Below are 15,265 nucleotides of genomic sequence, written 5' to 3'. Positions count from 1 at the left end.
GCTAGATGCCCTGGGCCACGCCGATGACCACCGCGGCGACCACGATGGCCCGGCGCAACTGCGCCGCGCAGAAGGCGCGCAGGTAGGGCTGCACCACGGGAAAGTCGGCGTCATGTTCGGGCTCTGTGGTGCCCAGGCGCCGTAAGCGTCTTCTTAGTACCCTCTGTTTTTGCTGAGGGCTGATGTGCAGGCTCGGTGGTCCATGTACGCTGCGATGGTGTGCATGAAGAACCGCTAATGCACATCAATGAACGATCAAGACACCCCGAGCAAGCGCCGTCGGCGCGAGCACAGCCCGATGTTCAAGCGCGAGCTGGTCGCACGAAGCCTGGTGCCCGGCGCGTCAGTGGCCGCCGTCGCGCTGCAGGCCGGCATCAACTCGAACCTGCTGTTCGCATGGCGCCGGATGCACCTGAGCACGCAAGAGCAGCCCCAGACGCCAGCGCCGCCGCAGCCCTCGCCGATGTTGCTGCCCGTCACCATCGAAGCTGCTCCGGTTGCGCCATGCCCTTCACCCACGGCGGCGGCGCCTCGTCAGCCTGGCGGGACCATCGAGATCGATGTCGGCGGGGCGAGGGTGCGATTGCGCGGTGCAGTCGACGAAGCCAGCGTGCGCCATGTCCTGCAGACGCTCAAGGCGCTGGCGTGATCGGCCTTCCCACGAGCACCCGCGTCTGGATCGTTGCCGGCCACACCGACATGAGGAAGGGCTTCAACGGCCTGTCTGCGATGGTGCAGACGGCGCTGGCGGCCAACCCCTTCTGCGGTCACGTCTTCGTCTTCCGCGGCCGGCGCGGCGACATGCTCAAGGTGCTGTGGTTCGATGGCCAGGGATTGCTTCTGCTGGCCAAGCGCCTGGAGCGCGGCCGATTCGTCTGGCCGCAGGCGCAAGGCGGCAAGGTCTCGCTCACGCCGGCACAGCTCTCGATGCTGCTCGAAGGCATCGACTGGCGCATGCCGATGCGCACAGATCAGCCTGCGCTCGCAGCTTGAACTGGGCTCAAGAATTCGTCTTCTGAACGCGCTGGTCGCGGTCGATTCCGGGTAGGTCCGATGGCATAGTAGATGGCGTGCCGAACACCGCCAACGCACCCCACACCGTCGACTCGCTGCTGCGTGTCGTGCAGGCCCGTGACGCGGAAGTCGCCCTGCTCAAACTGCTCATGAACTCGCACCGGTCGGCAAGACACCGAAGGCGCAAGCGGCCAACAGCGAAGGCTTCGACCGCAGCCTGCCCACACACCTGCCGCGGGAGAACCATGTGTACCGGCCCGAGACATCGGATGCGCGGCGCGATGCCGCCGGCCAGGCCTGCGGCTGCAGCGCATGTGGTGGTCGGCTGCGGCAGATCGGCCAGGACGTCTCGGAACAACTGGAGTACGTGCCCTCGCGCTTCAAGGTGATCCGCCACGTGCGCCCCAAGCTCGCCTGCATGGCGTGCGAATCGATCTTCCAGGCGCCAGCGCCCAGCCGGCCCATCGCACGCGGCGTGGCCGGCCCCGGGCTGCTGGCCCACGTGCTGGTCGCCAAGTATTGCGACCACCAACCGCTGTACCGCCAGAGCCGGATCTACGCACGCGAGGGCGTCCTGATCGAGCGCTCCACGATGGCTGGCTGGGTCGGCCAGAGCGAGAAGCTCTTGCACCCACTGGTCGCAGCGCTCGGGCGCTACGTGCTGGCGGGCTCCAAGCTCCACGCCGACGACACGCCAGTGGCGGTGCTCTCGCCCGGGCGGGGCAAGACCAAGACCGGGCGGCTCTGGGTCTACGTGCGTGACGATCGGTCATCTGCGAGTGCAGACGCGCCCGCGGCGTGGTTGCGTTACTCGCCCGACCGCAAGGGTGAACATCCTCAGGCGCACCTGAAGAACTTCAAGGGCGTGTTGCAGGCCGATGCGTATGCCGGCTTCGCCAAGCTCTATGCAAACGGCAACGTCATCGAGGCTTCGTGCTGGGCGCATGCGCGCAGACCATTCTGGGATCTGCACGAGAGCCAGGGGCGGGCGCAGGGCTCGGTTGCAGAACAGGCCCTTCGGCGCATCGGTGCGCTGTATGCGATCGAATCCGACATCCGCGGCCGCCCACCGGATGAGCGCTGCCGGGAGCGGCAGGCGCGAGCCGGGCCGTTGCTCGAGGAACTGTTCGCCTGGTTGCGAGGGATGCTCGGGCAGGTGTGTGCCAAGTCGGAACTCGCACGCGCCATCGGCTACACGCTCACACGGCTCCGGTCGTTGACGCGCTACCGTGACGACGGTCGCATCGAGATCGACAACAACGCCGCCGAGCGCGCGCTGCGCGGCGTGAGCCTGGGCCGCAAGAACTTCATGTTCATGGGCTCGGACGCTGGGGGCGAGCGCGCCGCGGCCATCTACAGCCTGGTGGAGACGGCCAAGCTGAACGGGCTCGACCCCGAGGCTTACCTGCGCGATGTGCTCGGGCGCATTGCGGACCATCCGATCAATCGCATCGACGAGTTGCTGCCGTGGAACATCGGCCGACACGCCGAAGACCAACGACAAGCAGCTTGAGCATGGCGAGCAAGGTCCAACGGATCAAGGCACCAGCGGCGATCCTGCAACTGCACATTGAATTGCGCGGCACCAAGCCCAAGGTCTGGCGCCGCGTCCTGGTGCCAGAGACGATCACCCTGGCCAAGCTGCATCTTGTGGTCCAGGCTGCCTTCGGCTGGGGCCACTCGCATCTGCACGAGTTCATCGCTGGCGACGGCGAGCGCTATGGCACGCCAGACCCGATGCACGACGAGCCTGGCTCGATCACCAGCGAAAGCACGCGACTGACCACTGCCCTGAACCGGTCGACGCTGAGCTACGTCTACGACTTCGGGGACTACTGGGACCACCGCATCAAGGTCGAGAAGAAGATCGCACCGATGCCGCAGTTCGTGCTCCCGTTCTGTGCCGGCGGTGCCTGTGCAACGCCGCCGGAGGATTGCGGAGGCGCACCGGGCTATGCGGAGTTCGTGCGGGCCATGGCGAACCCTGACGATCCCGAGCACGACAACCTGGTCGAATGGATCGGTGCCGATACCTGGGACCCGTTGGCCTTCGACAGCATCGAGATCAACGACCGGCTCGCCGCGATCAAGGTCTGAGCGACGATGTCTCGGACGAACTACATCAAGGCCCTGATCGAGGACGGCGGCGACATCACGATCGGTGCGCTGCCACCGCACGAGTGCGTCGCCACGGCCGCCGATGGCAGCAACTGCCTGGCCATGCTCGTGCGTCGCGACGGTGAGAGCGACCTGCTGTAGTTCTTCCGTCGATCCCGCGTCAAGAGGGGGGCTGAGACGGCGCTTACCAGGCGCCAGTCCTTGTGCAAGTAGCTGTCGGGCCGGGCATACGGGAACAGGGCCCGGTCCAGCCAGTAGCCCATGACGGCGGCAAGCGCGACGAGCGAAGACTTGTAGATCGTGAGGCTGAGCTTTTGCGGGGCGATTGCCGCGATCAATGCGATCAACACGATGGCGAGGACGAGCCAAAGCGAATTGCGTGGCGCGCGCAGCCAAACGGGGATGGAATCTCTGAGTTGCATGGCCCCTCCTGGGCAGGCAGTGACGGCCCCTTGAGGGGTAAGGCGTCAGTGTCTGCAGAGGGGCGTTTCGTGTATTGGGAACCGGGACCCTATTTTCAGCGCCGAAACTCAATCTGGAGTAAGCATGCGTTCGCCAAGGTAGAAAAGGCCCCAGAAAGTAACGCACGTCATCTGGAAAAGTGCGGAAAGAAACCCGAAAAGCCCAGCCCAATGTAACTTCGCTGCAGAGTCTGGCCAAGTCACTGTGATGGCAGGAGCAAGAACTAGAACGGCTATCGCCACTAGGCTGAGGACAATGCTCAAAGCGGTGAGGTACGCGAACATCGACGTCAAAAAACGTCGTCTGGTCGCTGTCACGTTTTGCATGACTCCGTTGTACTTGATGTACATCGTGGGAGCAGGAGCAGGCATTTCACGATCCAGATGCGGGCTATTGAAAGACGAGACCGCGGCCAATGCCGCGATGTAAAAGCCTGCCAATGTTTGCACGAAGCCGAGCACACGCTCAAGCAAACCTTGCGCTCCGAAGATGTTCACTGGAGTTTTCAGCAACCAAAGTCCAACCATCACCAGCGCCGTCAGGACGACGGGCAACACCCAGTTCACCCACAACGGTAACCGTGATGGATGCTTGATGGTGAGGAATGAGAAGGGCCTGATAAGGTCCAGCATGTCGTTTACGTTTACAGGGGTACCAGTTGCAACAGCGGCTTCATGCCTCTGAGAATGACAGATTCAAGCTTTTCCTGTTGTGCGTCCACATCCGAGTCAAACTCGATGTGTTCTTTGAGCGTGAATGCAGCATCCAAGTTCTTGATATCCAAAACTGCGCTGGTTCGTTTGCCTGCAACCGTCTTGTAATGAAGCCTCAGTTTGTCATACAAGGCTCCATCGGGAGTTTGCTGAAATGAACGCACTGCATTTCGGACAGATGCGCCCGTGACCGTTTTGGGAAGCTTGGCCTGAATGCCAATGCTCCGCTCCACGATTTCCAAGTTTCCGCCAGCATCGAACTTCTCTTGTTCGTGTGCGATCAATTCCATGCTCTCGAATTCCCCCGTTCTCAGGGCAGTCGCGAGGGTTTGGCCTTGATGGCCAAAGGCTGCAAAACCATACTGAACTTTGTATTGCAGCGGTTTGCCATCAGGCCCTCTGGCGCCAGAAGGTTCATCGAAATAAAAGAGGGCCCTGCTGCGAGGATCTTTCGCGGCCAACCGGGAGAGTTGCCTTAACAACACCTCGATGTCTTTGGACGATACGCCAGCCCCCATCGTCAATAGTAGGGCTGCTCTCTTGCGGTCCGCATTCGGGCGGATAAGCACGTGAGCAGAAACCTCAATACCTTCGACTTTTGTCTTATTCGCCCTTCGTAGTCTGGCTGTCCCCAAGTCGCGCAGAGCCACGTCCGACAACGCTGCGTTGGCTTTACTCACCAACAGTTCATAGCAGTTGTTGTTTTCATCGTAACTCCAGTCAGCGAGAACAGTATGCAACTGCGAGGATTGCCTAACAGTGCGCGGGAGCTTGCTGCCTGAGGCCAGCAAGGCGAAGTGTTTAAGTAGATCCGTTAGGGAAGCGCACGACGGATTCTTAACGGCGGCTTTCGTAAACGAGTGCAAGTGGATTTCATAGAAATGCACCGTGCGTTTGCGCAGCGGCAAAGACATATTTTTCCCCCTTTAAATGTAGTTCTCGTTAGCCGCGTCACGCGGCCTTTCCGCGCCGAGCGCCCGCCGAAGGATCGAACGCGCCTAGCGTGGTCTTTACCCCCGCCTGCACCTGCTGGGGCGCTGCGTGGAAGTTTTCCAGCAACTTGCGATCTCCCTCTGTCAGAGCGCTCGTCGCGGGTGCCGGTTGGCTGCGCTGACCCGTAAGGACGTACAGCACATCCACGCCAACAGATGCGGCGGCAGCCAGCAAATCTGCGTCCGGGCTGCGATCGCCTTTTTCGTAGTTGATGAGCGCGCGCTTTGACACCTGAACTGCGTCAGCCAGAGCGTCCTGGGTCAGACCAAGCCTCTCGCGTTCACTGCGCAGCCTCGGCCCAATGTTGCTCATTCGTTCACCTTGATATTGAAAGTTGCACGTTTGTTCATCATAATTTATCCAACACGTTTTCACACCACATCACCAGCGCCAACTGGTGACAACAAAGCAGGACGCACCACCATGCCCCTAAAAACCCGTCAACAAGTCCGCAACGAGTTCGCCAGCCGTGGCTGGTCTTACTCGGACTGGGCCAAGCAGCGCGGCTATTCGGCCGCGCTGGTTTGCATGATCGTCAACGACGACGACCGCGCTCCCCAGCGCAAGTGCCTGCGGGGCGAGAGCCACAACATCGCCGTGGAACTGGGCCTCAAACAGGGCCAGGTTTCGCGGCAGCAGGCCAAGCCCCGCATGCAGCTGGCGGCGGCATGAGCGGTATGTCCGGTAAGCATCTTACTGGCGCTCGTGCTCTGCGCTGCGCCCCTTTCACCGGCTCCTTGAGCATGGAAGACCTGGGCGATACAGGTCTTGCACAGCGCGCAGTTCATCCCAACCCGGAATCGCTCCATCAATCGACGCCGCAATCTGGCGTAAGCCCTGCGCACTCATTGGACGATCAGGCTCATCCCGCTCCATCTTGCTCGCCAACTGCCGCATCTCCGAAGTCAGCGCGGAGGCCTCAATGATTCGCGCTCGGTGCAACTGCGCGACCAGTACGCCCAAGGCACGGTATAGCGCGTCGTCACTGTCGCTGAGTCGGATGAAGTCTTCGTCGCTGTCCATTGCTGGCCCCTTGGCTTGTGGTGTTGGTGCCGGACTGTACGGCCCGCCAACGGTAGCGGCGCGTGGCACAGCCGGCATTTGTTTGGACGCCGCTTCGCGGAGGTTCTTCCAATGAGCCGCCGCAACTGGAAACACCTGCGCGCCAACAGCCTGGTGCATGCGTTGCGCCTGTGCAAAGAGTTCGCACAGGAGCGCCGGAACCTTTCGGTGGAACGCATTGCCGACCGAATGGGCGTGACCCACGACAGCCTCTACAAGTGGCTGGGCACCGGCCGCATGCCGGCCATCCTGGTGCCGGCCTACGAGCTCGCCTGCGGGTGTCACTACGTGACCGACTGGTATGCCGCGGCAGCGGGGCGCCTTTCCATTCCCATGCCCACGGGACGCAACGTGGGCCAAGCCGATCTGCTGGCGGTCAACAGCAGTTGCGCCGCCGCGCTGCAGTTGCTGACGGCGTTCTACGCCGATCCCTCTGCGGCCGACCCCACCGCCACCCTGGACGCGCTTCGCACGCACCTGGAGCAGGTGGCCTTCCATCACCACAACGTGGCGCGCTACGCCGCGCCGGAACTGGAGCTTTGACCATGACCATCGATTCCAACTGGGCCAGAGTGATGACGCCCGACTACGTGTATGTCGGCATCGTCAAGCGCGATGAGTTCGACCACCTTTCCCTGCCGGCAACGGACCACGGCGCGGCCAACCCCGACCGCCCGTTGCTGACGAAGACGGCGCGCGACCCGAGCGGCTGCACCGTGGTGTTCCAGCACTGGTACGGGCCGACCCCTGCGGAACGCGCCGCGGCCGAGGCAGCAGTCCAGGCCGTGGAACAGCTGCAGGCTGGTCGCAAGGTGCCCGCATGAGCAACCCGCAGCACCACCAACCCGTGCGCCGCGCGCTGCGCCTGCTCTGGCTGCTGCAGGGCCATGCGTTCGACGGCCTGCGCCTGAAACAAGTGGCGGAGGCGCTAAAGGTCTCGCCGCCCATGGCGCTGCGCGACCTTGAACTGCTGGCAGACGAAGGCGTGGCGGAGCGAATTCCCGGCAACGAAGAGTGCTGGCGCCTGACGCCGAAGCTGATCCAGCTCGCCCGCGCCCATGACGACGAGATGCGCCGTGTGCGCCAGCGCATCGACGACATCGACCAGCGCTACACGCGCGCCATCTGAATCACCCCATCAAGAGAGGAAATAGCCCAATGGCACGACCCCAACTGTCCGACGCTCAAATCGAAGAGCGCTTTCTCAAGAAAGGCCGCAAGGCCTTGCCCCCTGCCGAGCAGAGCGGACCCGACTTCGTGGGCGCAACTCCCGCCGACATGGCGGTCCAGGAGGCCGCGGCGCGCGGTGCGCTAGAGGTTGTGGAAGCGAAGGCTGCGGCCATGGCGCAGGAACTGGGCTACCAGGGTGCGCTGACGGTAGGCTCGATCGAGGACGAGATTCGGTTCTATCAGCGGCGCAGCGTGGAGGCATTGCTGGAATGCGGCAAGCGTTTGCTTTTGCTGCGTGAGTTGACGCCCCATGGCGAGTTTCAGCAACGGGTGGAAATGCTTGGTTTCGGATATCGCAGCGCTGCTCGCTTTATGCAGGCAGCTGCCAAAACGTCCAAAAGTGCCAATTTGGCACTTTTGAGCACCCAGGTGAAGAGCGCCAGCGCGTTCCTCGAACTCGTCACCCACGACGATGACGTGCTGGAGAACCTCTCCGAAATGGACGACATTGACCGTCTGAGTGCCAGCCAGTTGCGCGAGCGGCTGCGCCAGTCCGAGCAGGATGTGAAGTTCGCCAACGAGAAGCGCGCCAAGGCCGACGAGCGCGCCGACAAAGCCGAGAAGAAGCTCGCCGGCAAGCGCCCGGTGGTCGTTCCCCTGGACGAACGCATCCTGCCCTTCAAAGGGGAGATCGCCGATCGCCAATCCCTGATCGAGAGCGGCATCGAAGCCCACCACCAGGCCACGCTGGCGCTGGAGCAATGGTGGACGGATGAGGTGACCCAGGCGGAGAGCTACGACCCCACGGAGCCGGCGCCGCTGCCGCGCAGCGTGGCCCTGGTGGCACTGAGCCTGCAGGACAGCCTGAACCGCCTGGCGGAGCTGGTGGGCGCCGCGCAGCACGCCTTTGCCGAGCGCTTCGGTGATGACCTGGCCGAAGCGCGCCAGTACCTCATGCAAGTGCCCGAGGCTGCGGATGCAGCCGCTTGAGGGGTTGGACGACATGGCTGCACTCTCCCCCGAAGCCTGCGACTACGTGCGCCAGACGGCCCGGCGCCTGGACACGGCCCAGCATGGGGGTGCCACGGCCATCGTGCAGGAAGCCGCGGCGTTCCTGGGCCTGTCGGTGCAGACGATGTACCGGCACCTCAAGAGCGTGGCCGGCTAGTCTTCGGGCCGCAAGGCGCGATCCGACAAAGGTTCCACCAGCGTGACGGCCGAGGCGCTGGTCACCCTGGGCGCTGCGCAGCGTGAAGCCGTGCGGGAGAACGGCAAGCAAACCCTGTTCACCACCACGGCACGCGGCATGCTGGAGCAAAACGGCGTGGCTTTCGGCGTGAGCAACGGCCAACTGAACCGCTTGATGCGCGACCGCAAGCTGAATGTGGCCGCGCAGCGGGTGGCCGATCCGGTGCAGGCGCTGCGCGCCCCATACCCCAATCACACCCACCAGATCGACCCCTCTCTGTGCCTGGTGTACTACCTCAAAGGGCGGCAATACATCATCCGCGACGATGAGTTCTACAAGAACAAGCTGGACAAGATCGCCAAGCTCAAGTTCAAGTGCTATCGGTACGTGTGCTACGACAAGGCCAGCGCCACCGTGGTGCCCTGGTACACCGAAGCCCTCGGCGAGGACCAGCACAACCTGTTCCGCTTCCTGATGTTCGCATGGGGTGTGCAGCCAGGTCGCCCGTTCCACGGAGTGCCGCAGTTTCTGCTGTGGGACAAGGGCAGCGCCAACAAGGCGACGGCGATCCAGTCGCTGCTGAGCGCGTTGAACGTTACCCACCTGACCCACGCGGCCGGCAACAGCCGCGCCAAAGGCGGGGTGGAGAACGGCAACAACATCGTGGAGACGCAGTTCGAGAGCCGGTTGCGGTTTCAGCCGGTGGAGAACGTCGAGCAGCTCAACGCTGCGGCCTCCGCCTGGGCCAACGCCTATTGCGCGAACCTGATCCCCGGCCAGGACACGCGCCTGCGCCGCGCCGGCCTGACGGCGCCGACCGCAAGGTATGACCTCTGGCAGCTTATCGCTGCTGATCAGTTGCGTGTGCTACCGCCTGTCGAGGTGTGCCAGGCTTTCATGCGCAGCAAGGAGGATGCGCGCCAAGTGCGCGGCGATCTGTCCATCACCTTCCGCCACCCTTCGGCTGGCCGGACGCTGCCCTACAGCCTGCGCGGCTTGGACGGCATCAATGCGGGCGACAGCGTACTGGTGCGCGGCCTCATCTATGGCGACTGCGCGGTGCAGGTGCAAGTGGAGCGCTACAACGGCGAGCCCTTGCTGTACCGGGTGGAGCCGTCGGTGGACTTCGACGAGTTCGGCCAAGCCGCCGATGCCGCCGAGATCGGCGCCGAGTACAAGCGCACGACCAAGACCGGCGCCGAGCATGCGGCGACCTCGATGGACGAGGCGGCATATCCCGGCCTGTCGGTGGACGAAGTCAAAGCAGCCCGCGCCAAGCGCGCCACGCCTTTCGGCGGTCAGCTCAACGCCCACGGCTACCTCAAGGACGTGGCACTGCCGGCCTACCTGCCACGGCAGGGCGCCGAGATCGCCACGCCGGCACACGCCGCCCCGGCAGGGCCCGAACTGCTCGACCCGGTGACCGCGATGCTGCGCATCGTCAAGGCCATCGGCCGCCATCTGGCGCCCGAAGAAAACGCCTTCTTCATGAAGCGCTACGAGGCCGGCGTGCCGGAAGACCAGGTGGATGCGCTGATCGCGCAATACGCCGGCCTGGATGAAGCACCGCAACCCATGCGCGCCGCTGGCGGGCTGAGGGCAGTGTGATGGTGGCAGCGATGTTGAACCTTCGCGCCGACCTGGCCGCGGTGGGGCGCTCGGCGGCTGATTGTGCCCGCCACACCGGCGTCAGCACCGCGACGATTTCACTGGCTATCAATTACGACCGCTGGCCCAAGGCCTGCGGGGGCGAAGCCGCGCTCAAGGAGCGCATTCGCCAATACCTCACGGCGTGCGGCGCCTCCCCGGAAATGGTGGCAGCGACGTTCGACGAAGCACCTACAGCCCCGCGCGCCAACGCGGAGCTGCAGGCGATGGCGCAAGCCACTCACTCCGGCCCCCAGCCAGGCACTACCCAAGGAGAGGACCCCTTCATGCTACTACGGCACTACAAACTGACCCCGGACGCGCGGCGCCACTTCAAGATTCCGCGCGACCCCTTCGTCGATGAAATGCGCGACGAGGGCGATGTGTTCGTGACTGACGAAATCCGCTACGTGCGCAGCGCCATGCGCCAAACCGCCAAGTACGGCGGCATGCTGGCCGTGGTGGCCGAGTCGGGCGGCGGCAAGAGCATCTTGCGCAAAGACCTGAACCAGTGGATCGCCGACACGGGCGAGCCGATCACGGTGATCGAGCCTTTCGTGCTGGGCATGGCCGCCAACGAACGCGACGGCACGCCGCTGAAGGCCGCTGACATCGTGGCGTCGGTGATCCGCAACGTGGCACCCGGCACGGCGCTGCGCCAGCGCCTGGACGACCGCAGCGACCAGATGAAGCGCGTCCTGCAGGGCGCATCCCAGGTGGGGCGCAAGCACGTCGTCATCATCGAAGAGGCCCATGCCCTGGCCAAGCCCACCATCAAGTGCCTGAAGCGCTTCTACGAGCTGGAGGACGGCTTCAAGAAGCTGCTTGCGATCATGCTGATCGGCCAAACGGAGCTGGAAGAAAAGCTCAGCGAGAACGACCCCGAAGTGCGCGAAGTGGTGCAGCGCTGCGAACTGATCCACTTGCCGGCCCTGGACAACCATGTGCACGCCTACCTGCAGCACAAGTTCACGCGGGCCGATGTGGACATGGCCTCGGTGCTGGAGCCGAGCGCGATCGATGCCATCCGCGATGCACTGCGCATCTCCGAGACGCGCACCCATCGCGGCCAGCGCGAGGTGCGGGAGAAGTCGCTGTGCCATCCGCTGGCCGTGAACAACCTCGTCACGCTGGCGATGAACGAAGCCGTGAAGATCGGCGCCCCCAAGGTGTCGGCGCCGCTGATTCTGGCGGCAGCGAGGGGGAAATGATGAAGTCCTACCTTGTCTTGATCACGATGGACGACGGCAGTTGCGGCCGGATGCGAGGCATCTTCTGCACCGACTGGGAAGCTATCGACGCGGCGCTGTGCCTGGATGGCGTGGTGTCCGCTGTGCCGCGCAGGGAGGCCGCATGAAGACGCGCCGCTATCCCCGTGTGCCCCTGGTGGTGGTGCTGGCCGCGCTGGTCATCTTGCTGACCTCTGCGCTGCAGATCGCCGTGACCGAGATCGTCACGCTGGAAGCCCGCATGGACCGCGTGCATCTGCAGGGCATGGCCGTGGGCCAGCAAATGTGCTTGGGCATCCAGCCCGAGCTGGACCGGCTGCCGGCCCGCCGCATCAGTGGAGGGCTGCTCTGATGACCGAAGTCACGACCATCGAAATCGACCGCGCCGAGGCGCATGAGCGCGTGATGGTGCTGTCCCTGTCCATCCAGCAATGCCTCGCGGAAAAAAAGGAGCTGGTGCATATCACGCTGGACGCACTGCTCGCCACCTACCTCACGGTTGCCCAGCAAACGGGGCGGCTGCACGAAACCCCCGAGGTGCTGCTGCGCACCGTGGAGTCGATCGCCAAGGCCCTGGCCTCTGGCATCGCCGTTCCTCCGCGGCACTGACTCTCTGACAGGAAAACCTATGCCCAAAGAATTCACAACGGCCGACCTGCAGAACGAAGCAGGGGCCCTCGCAACCCAAATCATCGACTGCGTGCTGCGCCAGCCGGAGCCGCCGCGCACCGTGGTGGTCCTGGAGGCCCTGGTAATGCTCTATCGCATCCATGTGCAGTCACTGTCGCCCCACGGCATCGGCGTGTGCGCCATGACCCTGGGCCAGCTTGCCGGCGAGATGCTCCAAGCCTCGACCGCCACCCCCATCCCCGGCTGCAACGCCGTTCATTGAAAGAAAGGAGCCACCATGGCCACCCGAATCAAATCCAAGACCCTGGCCGCAGTGCCCCAGAGCAAGAACGATTGCGCCGAATCCATCCGCCTGATCGGTGACCTGCAGCGCCAGTTCGAGCGCGAGCGCGCCACCATGAACGACGCCATTGCGGCGATCACCCAGCAGCACCAGCCCGCGCTGTCCGATCTGGCGCAACGGGTCGAGGCCCTGCAGGCGGGCGTCCAGGCCTGGTGCGAAGCGCACCGGGTCGAGTTGTGCGGCGAGGCCGACAAGCTGGGCAAGACGGCCAACCTGGTCACCGGGGAAGTGAGTTGGCGGCAGCGCCCGCCCAGCGTGTCCATCCGAGGCGTGGACACCGTGCTGGACACGCTGCTGCGCATGGGCCTGGGCCGCTTCGTGCGAGTCAAGAACGAGCCCAACAAAGAGGCGATGCTGAACGAGCCTGAAGCGGTGCGTGGCATTGCCGGCATCAACATCGTGACGGGCGTCGAGGACTTCATCGTCACGCCGTTCGAGGCTGCGGCCGAGGTGGCGCAATGAGCACGCCCACCACCTCCGAACTGACCCCTGGTCTCGAAGCTGCCGCACGCTGGGTGGATCAGCGGCGCTCTAAATACGACGCCGAGCATGGCCACACCGACCCCGACACCGGGACCTTCGAGTACGGTACCGGGCCACACGCGCAGGCCAGGGAAGAGTACAGCGCCGAGCTGGCAGAGATTGCCGAGGGCATCCGGGGCCTGAAGACCACTGAAAAGGCTCCCCTTGGCTTCGAGGGCTTGCCACTGGCCACCAGCCGACTCTCCATCGAAGAGCGCGCCAGATGGATCAACGTGCTGGACCCGATGCTCAGGTACGCAGGCCGGCCCGGCGACTGGGGCCGCGAGTCCAAGCTCGGCCTGCTCACGCAACGCCTGCTGCAGGTGCGGCAGGAGCTCACCCAAGGCGAGGTCAAGGAAGGCGGTGCAGCATGAGCGCTACTGACTACACCCCGCGCGAAAACTCTGTCGCTTGGAAGATCGTCCAGTTCCTGCACGCTCACCGCGATCACCAGCTCGACGCTGATCTGATCGCAGCCAAGTGCGATTGCGACCGCCGCAACGTCCACACGCTGCTCGGCCCCGCCGTGCAGGCTGGCTTGCTGACGCGGGCCGAGGACCTGGAGGCCGGGGAACTGGTGTATCGGGCAGGCCAGAAGGGACCGCAGGCGATGACGGCCGCACCTGGCGGCGGGTTCCATGGCTGGCTGGAGCGAAAGGGCAAGACATCGGCGGAAGGTAGTGCTGCGCGCCGTGCCGAAGCCACCACTCCGCCCCCTGCAACCACCGCTCCAACCCCGCAACGCAGGAAGCCGGCCCCGCGCTTCACGATGGATGCGCGGACAGTGCCCATTGAGAAGGGCGTGCCCCTGCCATCGGGCGTGAAGGTCATGGACTGGTCGCCGCTGCTGGAAAAGCTGGAACCGGGCGATTCGTTCCTCGTTCCCTATGCCGCCCGGTCTTCGATCAGCACCGCCGTGAAGGCCTACAAGGACGCGACGGGCAAGACCCTCACGACCCGCACGCTCGACACCGGAATCCGGGTTTGGAGGACCGAATGACCAACAACCCTTTCAAGGCCGGCGCTTATGACGGCGTGCCGACCTATCACGTCACGGCGGACGACCGCCTGCGCCTTGTGGGCTCTTTTGAACGGGCTCAGTGCGACGCGGCGCTGCTCGTGCCTGGCCTGCAGAAGACCGTGGCGAGCGCTGTGCATCGCCGCATCCGCCATCTGGACAGGGTGGCTACGGTGGTGGCCTTTGAGGACCACGGCCAGGACTTCCTCCGCTGGGAACTTGATGCAAATGGCACGGTGATCGGGTGCGAGCCCTTCCAGGCGTCGATATGGTGCGGCAACGTGGTCATCGATCACGAGAAGCTGGTGGTTGGGCGGCACGCTGCGTTACAAGACCCCTGGTGATGCGAGCTCAACCGACAGCATTCGCTACCCCTTGGTCCGCATCGTGCGCAAGGAAGGCGGTGCTGCATGACCCGCGACGAAGCACTCGACAAGATCAGGAAGTGCCTGGCGCTGGCCGCCAGCCCAGAGCCGCACGAAGCCGCCGCCGCGCTGCGCCAGGCACAAAAGCTCATGGCGCAATACGGCCTCACCGAGATGGACGTGACGCTGGCCGACGTCTCCGAGGTCCGCCAGCCTGCGCAGAACGCGCCCATGGTGCGGTGGGAGCTGTCCCTGGCCTGGATGGTGGCGCAGGCGTTCGGATGCCACACCTTCACGATCCAGCGTCCCAAGTTTGGAAATAGCCTACAGGTCCGCCAACAACGCTTTTACGTCTTCGTCGGCGTCGGTCCGGCGCCCGAGGTCGCGGGCTATGCCTTCGAGGTGCTGACCCGTCAGTGTGCGCGGGATCGCCGTCGATACATCGGCCTGCAGAGCAAGAACTGCAAGGCCAGCACGAAGGTGGCCCGCGGCGACCTGTACGCCGAAGGCTGGCTTTCCGGGGTGCAGGACAAGCTGTATCCCCTGGTTGGCAATGAACGCGACATTGCGCTGACAGCCCAGTACATGGAGCAGCGCCACCCCGACATGCAACCCGCTGACGTCGGCAGCCGCGTGAAGGGAAGGAACGTCACGGACAACGACTGGCATCGGGGCCTGCAAGCGGGTCGCGCGGCCGAACTGGCCCGGGGCATGGAGGGGCGCGCAGCGCAGCCACTGCTGCCGTCCTAAAGAAAGACGTGGCAAGCGGTGTGTGCCACGGCCTTGACAA

26 protein-coding genes and 2 pseudogenes are annotated in these 15,265 nt (G+C 64.2%); 22 read left to right on the top strand and 6 right to left on the bottom strand.

Annotated elements, in window-relative coordinates; genetic code table 11:
• Position 1: 1 nt before the first annotated feature.
• On the bottom strand, positions 2-97 hold the full coding sequence (locus M5C96_RS11495; protein ID WP_272569189.1) for a hypothetical protein: 96 nt from the start codon (positions 95-97) through the stop codon (positions 2-4).
• Between the two features lie 150 nt (positions 98-247).
• Here M5C96_RS11495 and tnpA point away from each other — a divergent pair, with 150 nt between their 5' ends.
• The 5 genes and pseudogenes from tnpA (at position 248) to M5C96_RS11470 (ending at position 3,273) form a co-directional block, all read left to right on the top strand.
• Positions 248-649, top strand: coding sequence for an IS66-like element accessory protein TnpA (gene tnpA, locus M5C96_RS11490; protein WP_272563682.1), 402 nt, complete (start codon positions 248-250; stop codon positions 647-649).
• On the top strand, positions 646-993 hold the full coding sequence (gene tnpB / locus M5C96_RS11485; protein WP_272563683.1) for an IS66 family insertion sequence element accessory protein TnpB: 348 nt from the start codon (positions 646-648) through the stop codon (positions 991-993). The genes tnpA and tnpB overlap by 4 nt, the downstream gene beginning before the upstream one ends.
• 148 nt (positions 994-1,141) lie before the next feature.
• A pseudogene (gene tnpC, locus M5C96_RS11480) lies at positions 1,142-2,527 on the top strand (IS66 family transposase); the annotation flags it as partial.
• A gap of 2 nt (positions 2,528-2,529) precedes the next feature.
• Positions 2,530-3,111, top strand: a complete 582-nt coding sequence (locus M5C96_RS11475; RefSeq protein ID WP_272563684.1) for a plasmid pRiA4b ORF-3 family protein — start codon at positions 2,530-2,532, stop codon at positions 3,109-3,111.
• A 6-nt stretch (positions 3,112-3,117) separates the two neighbouring features.
• The gene (locus tag M5C96_RS11470; protein WP_272564825.1) at positions 3,118-3,273 is read left to right on the top strand and encodes a hypothetical protein; all 156 of its coding nucleotides are present in this window, start codon (positions 3,118-3,120) and stop codon (positions 3,271-3,273) included.
• 89 nt (positions 3,274-3,362) lie between these two features.
• Here the strand turns inward: M5C96_RS11470 and M5C96_RS11465 are convergent.
• From M5C96_RS11465 to M5C96_RS11450, 4 genes and pseudogenes are all read right to left on the bottom strand, one after another.
• A pseudogene (locus tag M5C96_RS11465) lies at positions 3,363-3,554 on the bottom strand (putative holin); the annotation flags it as partial.
• A 108-nt stretch (positions 3,555-3,662) separates the two neighbouring features.
• Positions 3,663-4,226, bottom strand: coding sequence for a hypothetical protein (locus M5C96_RS11460; protein ID WP_272569188.1), 564 nt, complete (start codon positions 4,224-4,226; stop codon positions 3,663-3,665).
• 11 nt (positions 4,227-4,237) lie between these two features.
• The gene (locus M5C96_RS11455) at positions 4,238-5,221 is read right to left on the bottom strand and encodes a hypothetical protein (RefSeq protein WP_272569187.1); all 984 of its coding nucleotides are present in this window, start codon (positions 5,219-5,221) and stop codon (positions 4,238-4,240) included.
• Positions 5,222-5,258: 37 nt separating this feature from the next.
• The gene (locus M5C96_RS11450) at positions 5,259-5,612 is read right to left on the bottom strand and encodes a helix-turn-helix domain-containing protein (RefSeq protein WP_272569186.1); all 354 of its coding nucleotides are present in this window, start codon (positions 5,610-5,612) and stop codon (positions 5,259-5,261) included.
• A 111-nt stretch (positions 5,613-5,723) separates the two neighbouring features.
• On the opposite strand from M5C96_RS11450, the gene M5C96_RS11445 reads away from it, so the two are divergent.
• Positions 5,724-5,972 carry a DNA-binding protein gene (locus M5C96_RS11445; protein ID WP_272569185.1) on the top strand — a complete coding sequence of 83 codons (249 nt, stop codon included), beginning with the start codon at positions 5,724-5,726 and terminating at the stop codon, positions 5,970-5,972.
• Between the two features lie 54 nt (positions 5,973-6,026).
• On the opposite strand, the gene M5C96_RS11440 is transcribed toward M5C96_RS11445, so the two are convergent.
• The gene (locus M5C96_RS11440) at positions 6,027-6,323 is read right to left on the bottom strand and encodes a hypothetical protein (RefSeq protein WP_272569184.1); all 297 of its coding nucleotides are present in this window, start codon (positions 6,321-6,323) and stop codon (positions 6,027-6,029) included.
• Positions 6,324-6,434: 111 nt separating this feature from the next.
• Between M5C96_RS11440 and M5C96_RS11435 the strand changes: the two genes are divergently transcribed.
• From M5C96_RS11435 to M5C96_RS11360, 16 genes are all read left to right on the top strand, one after another.
• On the top strand, positions 6,435-6,905 hold the full coding sequence (locus tag M5C96_RS11435; RefSeq protein ID WP_272569183.1) for a hypothetical protein: 471 nt from the start codon (positions 6,435-6,437) through the stop codon (positions 6,903-6,905).
• Positions 6,906-6,907: 2 nt separating this feature from the next.
• Entirely contained in the window at positions 6,908-7,186 is a 279-nt protein-coding gene (locus M5C96_RS11430) for a hypothetical protein (RefSeq protein ID WP_272569182.1), read from the top strand.
• Positions 7,183-7,491 (top strand): hypothetical protein, encoded by a 309-nt coding sequence (locus tag M5C96_RS11425; RefSeq protein WP_272569181.1) that lies wholly within the window; start codon positions 7,183-7,185, stop codon positions 7,489-7,491. Before M5C96_RS11430 ends, M5C96_RS11425 begins: the two co-directional genes overlap by 4 nt.
• Before the next feature lie 29 nt (positions 7,492-7,520).
• Positions 7,521-8,522 carry a hypothetical protein gene (locus tag M5C96_RS11420; RefSeq protein WP_272569180.1) on the top strand — a complete coding sequence of 334 codons (1,002 nt, stop codon included), beginning with the start codon at positions 7,521-7,523 and terminating at the stop codon, positions 8,520-8,522.
• A 13-nt stretch (positions 8,523-8,535) separates the two neighbouring features.
• The gene (locus tag M5C96_RS11415) at positions 8,536-8,700 is read left to right on the top strand and encodes a hypothetical protein (protein WP_272569179.1); all 165 of its coding nucleotides are present in this window, start codon (positions 8,536-8,538) and stop codon (positions 8,698-8,700) included.
• 42 nt (positions 8,701-8,742) lie between these two features.
• Positions 8,743-10,329, top strand: a complete 1,587-nt coding sequence (locus M5C96_RS11410; protein ID WP_272569178.1) for an integrase — start codon at positions 8,743-8,745, stop codon at positions 10,327-10,329.
• A gap of 11 nt (positions 10,330-10,340) precedes the next feature.
• Entirely contained in the window at positions 10,341-11,579 is a 1,239-nt protein-coding gene (locus M5C96_RS11405) for an ExeA family protein (protein WP_272569177.1), read from the top strand.
• Complete coding sequence (locus M5C96_RS11400) at positions 11,576-11,725, top strand: hypothetical protein (RefSeq protein ID WP_272569176.1); 150 nt, start codon at positions 11,576-11,578, stop codon at positions 11,723-11,725. Before M5C96_RS11405 ends, M5C96_RS11400 begins: the two co-directional genes overlap by 4 nt.
• Positions 11,722-11,949 (top strand): hypothetical protein, encoded by a 228-nt coding sequence (locus M5C96_RS11395; protein ID WP_272569175.1) that lies wholly within the window; start codon positions 11,722-11,724, stop codon positions 11,947-11,949. Before M5C96_RS11400 ends, M5C96_RS11395 begins: the two co-directional genes overlap by 4 nt.
• Positions 11,949-12,206 carry a hypothetical protein gene (locus M5C96_RS11390; protein ID WP_272569174.1) on the top strand — a complete coding sequence of 86 codons (258 nt, stop codon included), beginning with the start codon at positions 11,949-11,951 and terminating at the stop codon, positions 12,204-12,206. The genes M5C96_RS11395 and M5C96_RS11390 overlap by 1 nt, the downstream gene beginning before the upstream one ends.
• A gap of 19 nt (positions 12,207-12,225) precedes the next feature.
• Positions 12,226-12,489 carry a hypothetical protein gene (locus tag M5C96_RS11385; protein ID WP_272569173.1) on the top strand — a complete coding sequence of 88 codons (264 nt, stop codon included), beginning with the start codon at positions 12,226-12,228 and terminating at the stop codon, positions 12,487-12,489.
• A gap of 15 nt (positions 12,490-12,504) precedes the next feature.
• Positions 12,505-13,032 carry a host-nuclease inhibitor Gam family protein gene (locus tag M5C96_RS11380; RefSeq protein ID WP_272569172.1) on the top strand — a complete coding sequence of 176 codons (528 nt, stop codon included), beginning with the start codon at positions 12,505-12,507 and terminating at the stop codon, positions 13,030-13,032.
• Positions 13,029-13,466: a hypothetical protein gene (locus M5C96_RS11375; RefSeq protein ID WP_272569170.1), complete on the top strand. Its 438-nt coding sequence runs from the start codon at positions 13,029-13,031 to the stop codon at positions 13,464-13,466. Before M5C96_RS11380 ends, M5C96_RS11375 begins: the two co-directional genes overlap by 4 nt.
• Complete coding sequence (locus M5C96_RS11370; protein ID WP_272569168.1) at positions 13,463-14,092, top strand: hypothetical protein; 630 nt, start codon at positions 13,463-13,465, stop codon at positions 14,090-14,092. The genes M5C96_RS11375 and M5C96_RS11370 overlap by 4 nt, the downstream gene beginning before the upstream one ends.
• Positions 14,089-14,454 (top strand): hypothetical protein, encoded by a 366-nt coding sequence (locus M5C96_RS11365; RefSeq protein WP_272569167.1) that lies wholly within the window; start codon positions 14,089-14,091, stop codon positions 14,452-14,454. The genes M5C96_RS11370 and M5C96_RS11365 overlap by 4 nt, the downstream gene beginning before the upstream one ends.
• Before the next feature lie 66 nt (positions 14,455-14,520).
• Positions 14,521-15,225 (top strand): DUF2786 domain-containing protein, encoded by a 705-nt coding sequence (locus M5C96_RS11360; RefSeq protein ID WP_272569166.1) that lies wholly within the window; start codon positions 14,521-14,523, stop codon positions 15,223-15,225.
• Positions 15,226-15,265: the final 40 nt, after the last annotated feature.

Origin of the sequence: Acidovorax sp. GBBC 1281 (assembly GCF_028473645.1) — a bacterium.
In the GTDB taxonomy this organism is placed as follows: Bacteria; Pseudomonadota; Gammaproteobacteria; order Burkholderiales; family Burkholderiaceae_C; genus Paracidovorax.
The sequence above is the reverse complement of the archived record's forward strand: the minus strand, read 5'-3'. Positions and strand labels throughout refer to the sequence as shown.

What these genes read in the sequence shown, in the direction of transcription:
- tnpA (WP_272563682.1), top strand. Translation starts at nt 248, where the DNA reads ATGAACGATCAAGACACCCCGAGCAAGCGCCGTCGGCGCGAGCACAGC.
- M5C96_RS11475 (WP_272563684.1), top strand. Translation starts at nt 2,530, where the DNA reads ATGGCGAGCAAGGTCCAACGGATCAAGGCACCAGCGGCGATCCTGCAA.
- M5C96_RS11470 (WP_272564825.1), top strand. Translation starts at nt 3,118, where the DNA reads ATGTCTCGGACGAACTACATCAAGGCCCTGATCGAGGACGGCGGCGAC.
- M5C96_RS11460 (WP_272569188.1), bottom strand. Translation starts at nt 4,226, where the DNA reads ATGCTGGACCTTATCAGGCCCTTCTCATTCCTCACCATCAAGCATCCA.
- M5C96_RS11455 (WP_272569187.1), bottom strand. Translation starts at nt 5,221, where the DNA reads ATGTCTTTGCCGCTGCGCAAACGCACGGTGCATTTCTATGAAATCCAC.
- M5C96_RS11450 (WP_272569186.1), bottom strand. Translation starts at nt 5,612, where the DNA reads ATGAGCAACATTGGGCCGAGGCTGCGCAGTGAACGCGAGAGGCTTGGT.
- M5C96_RS11445 (WP_272569185.1), top strand. Translation starts at nt 5,724, where the DNA reads ATGCCCCTAAAAACCCGTCAACAAGTCCGCAACGAGTTCGCCAGCCGT.
- M5C96_RS11440 (WP_272569184.1), bottom strand. Translation starts at nt 6,323, where the DNA reads ATGGACAGCGACGAAGACTTCATCCGACTCAGCGACAGTGACGACGCG.
- M5C96_RS11435 (WP_272569183.1), top strand. Translation starts at nt 6,435, where the DNA reads ATGAGCCGCCGCAACTGGAAACACCTGCGCGCCAACAGCCTGGTGCAT.
- M5C96_RS11430 (WP_272569182.1), top strand. Translation starts at nt 6,908, where the DNA reads ATGACCATCGATTCCAACTGGGCCAGAGTGATGACGCCCGACTACGTG.
- M5C96_RS11425 (WP_272569181.1), top strand. Translation starts at nt 7,183, where the DNA reads ATGAGCAACCCGCAGCACCACCAACCCGTGCGCCGCGCGCTGCGCCTG.
- M5C96_RS11420 (WP_272569180.1), top strand. Translation starts at nt 7,521, where the DNA reads ATGGCACGACCCCAACTGTCCGACGCTCAAATCGAAGAGCGCTTTCTC.
- M5C96_RS11415 (WP_272569179.1), top strand. Translation starts at nt 8,536, where the DNA reads ATGGCTGCACTCTCCCCCGAAGCCTGCGACTACGTGCGCCAGACGGCC.
- M5C96_RS11405 (WP_272569177.1), top strand. Translation starts at nt 10,341, where the DNA reads ATGTTGAACCTTCGCGCCGACCTGGCCGCGGTGGGGCGCTCGGCGGCT.
- M5C96_RS11400 (WP_272569176.1), top strand. Translation starts at nt 11,576, where the DNA reads ATGATGAAGTCCTACCTTGTCTTGATCACGATGGACGACGGCAGTTGC.
- M5C96_RS11395 (WP_272569175.1), top strand. Translation starts at nt 11,722, where the DNA reads ATGAAGACGCGCCGCTATCCCCGTGTGCCCCTGGTGGTGGTGCTGGCC.
- M5C96_RS11390 (WP_272569174.1), top strand. Translation starts at nt 11,949, where the DNA reads ATGACCGAAGTCACGACCATCGAAATCGACCGCGCCGAGGCGCATGAG.
- M5C96_RS11385 (WP_272569173.1), top strand. Translation starts at nt 12,226, where the DNA reads ATGCCCAAAGAATTCACAACGGCCGACCTGCAGAACGAAGCAGGGGCC.
- M5C96_RS11380 (WP_272569172.1), top strand. Translation starts at nt 12,505, where the DNA reads ATGGCCACCCGAATCAAATCCAAGACCCTGGCCGCAGTGCCCCAGAGC.
- M5C96_RS11375 (WP_272569170.1), top strand. Translation starts at nt 13,029, where the DNA reads ATGAGCACGCCCACCACCTCCGAACTGACCCCTGGTCTCGAAGCTGCC.
- M5C96_RS11370 (WP_272569168.1), top strand. Translation starts at nt 13,463, where the DNA reads ATGAGCGCTACTGACTACACCCCGCGCGAAAACTCTGTCGCTTGGAAG.
- M5C96_RS11365 (WP_272569167.1), top strand. Translation starts at nt 14,089, where the DNA reads ATGACCAACAACCCTTTCAAGGCCGGCGCTTATGACGGCGTGCCGACC.
- M5C96_RS11360 (WP_272569166.1), top strand. Translation starts at nt 14,521, where the DNA reads ATGACCCGCGACGAAGCACTCGACAAGATCAGGAAGTGCCTGGCGCTG.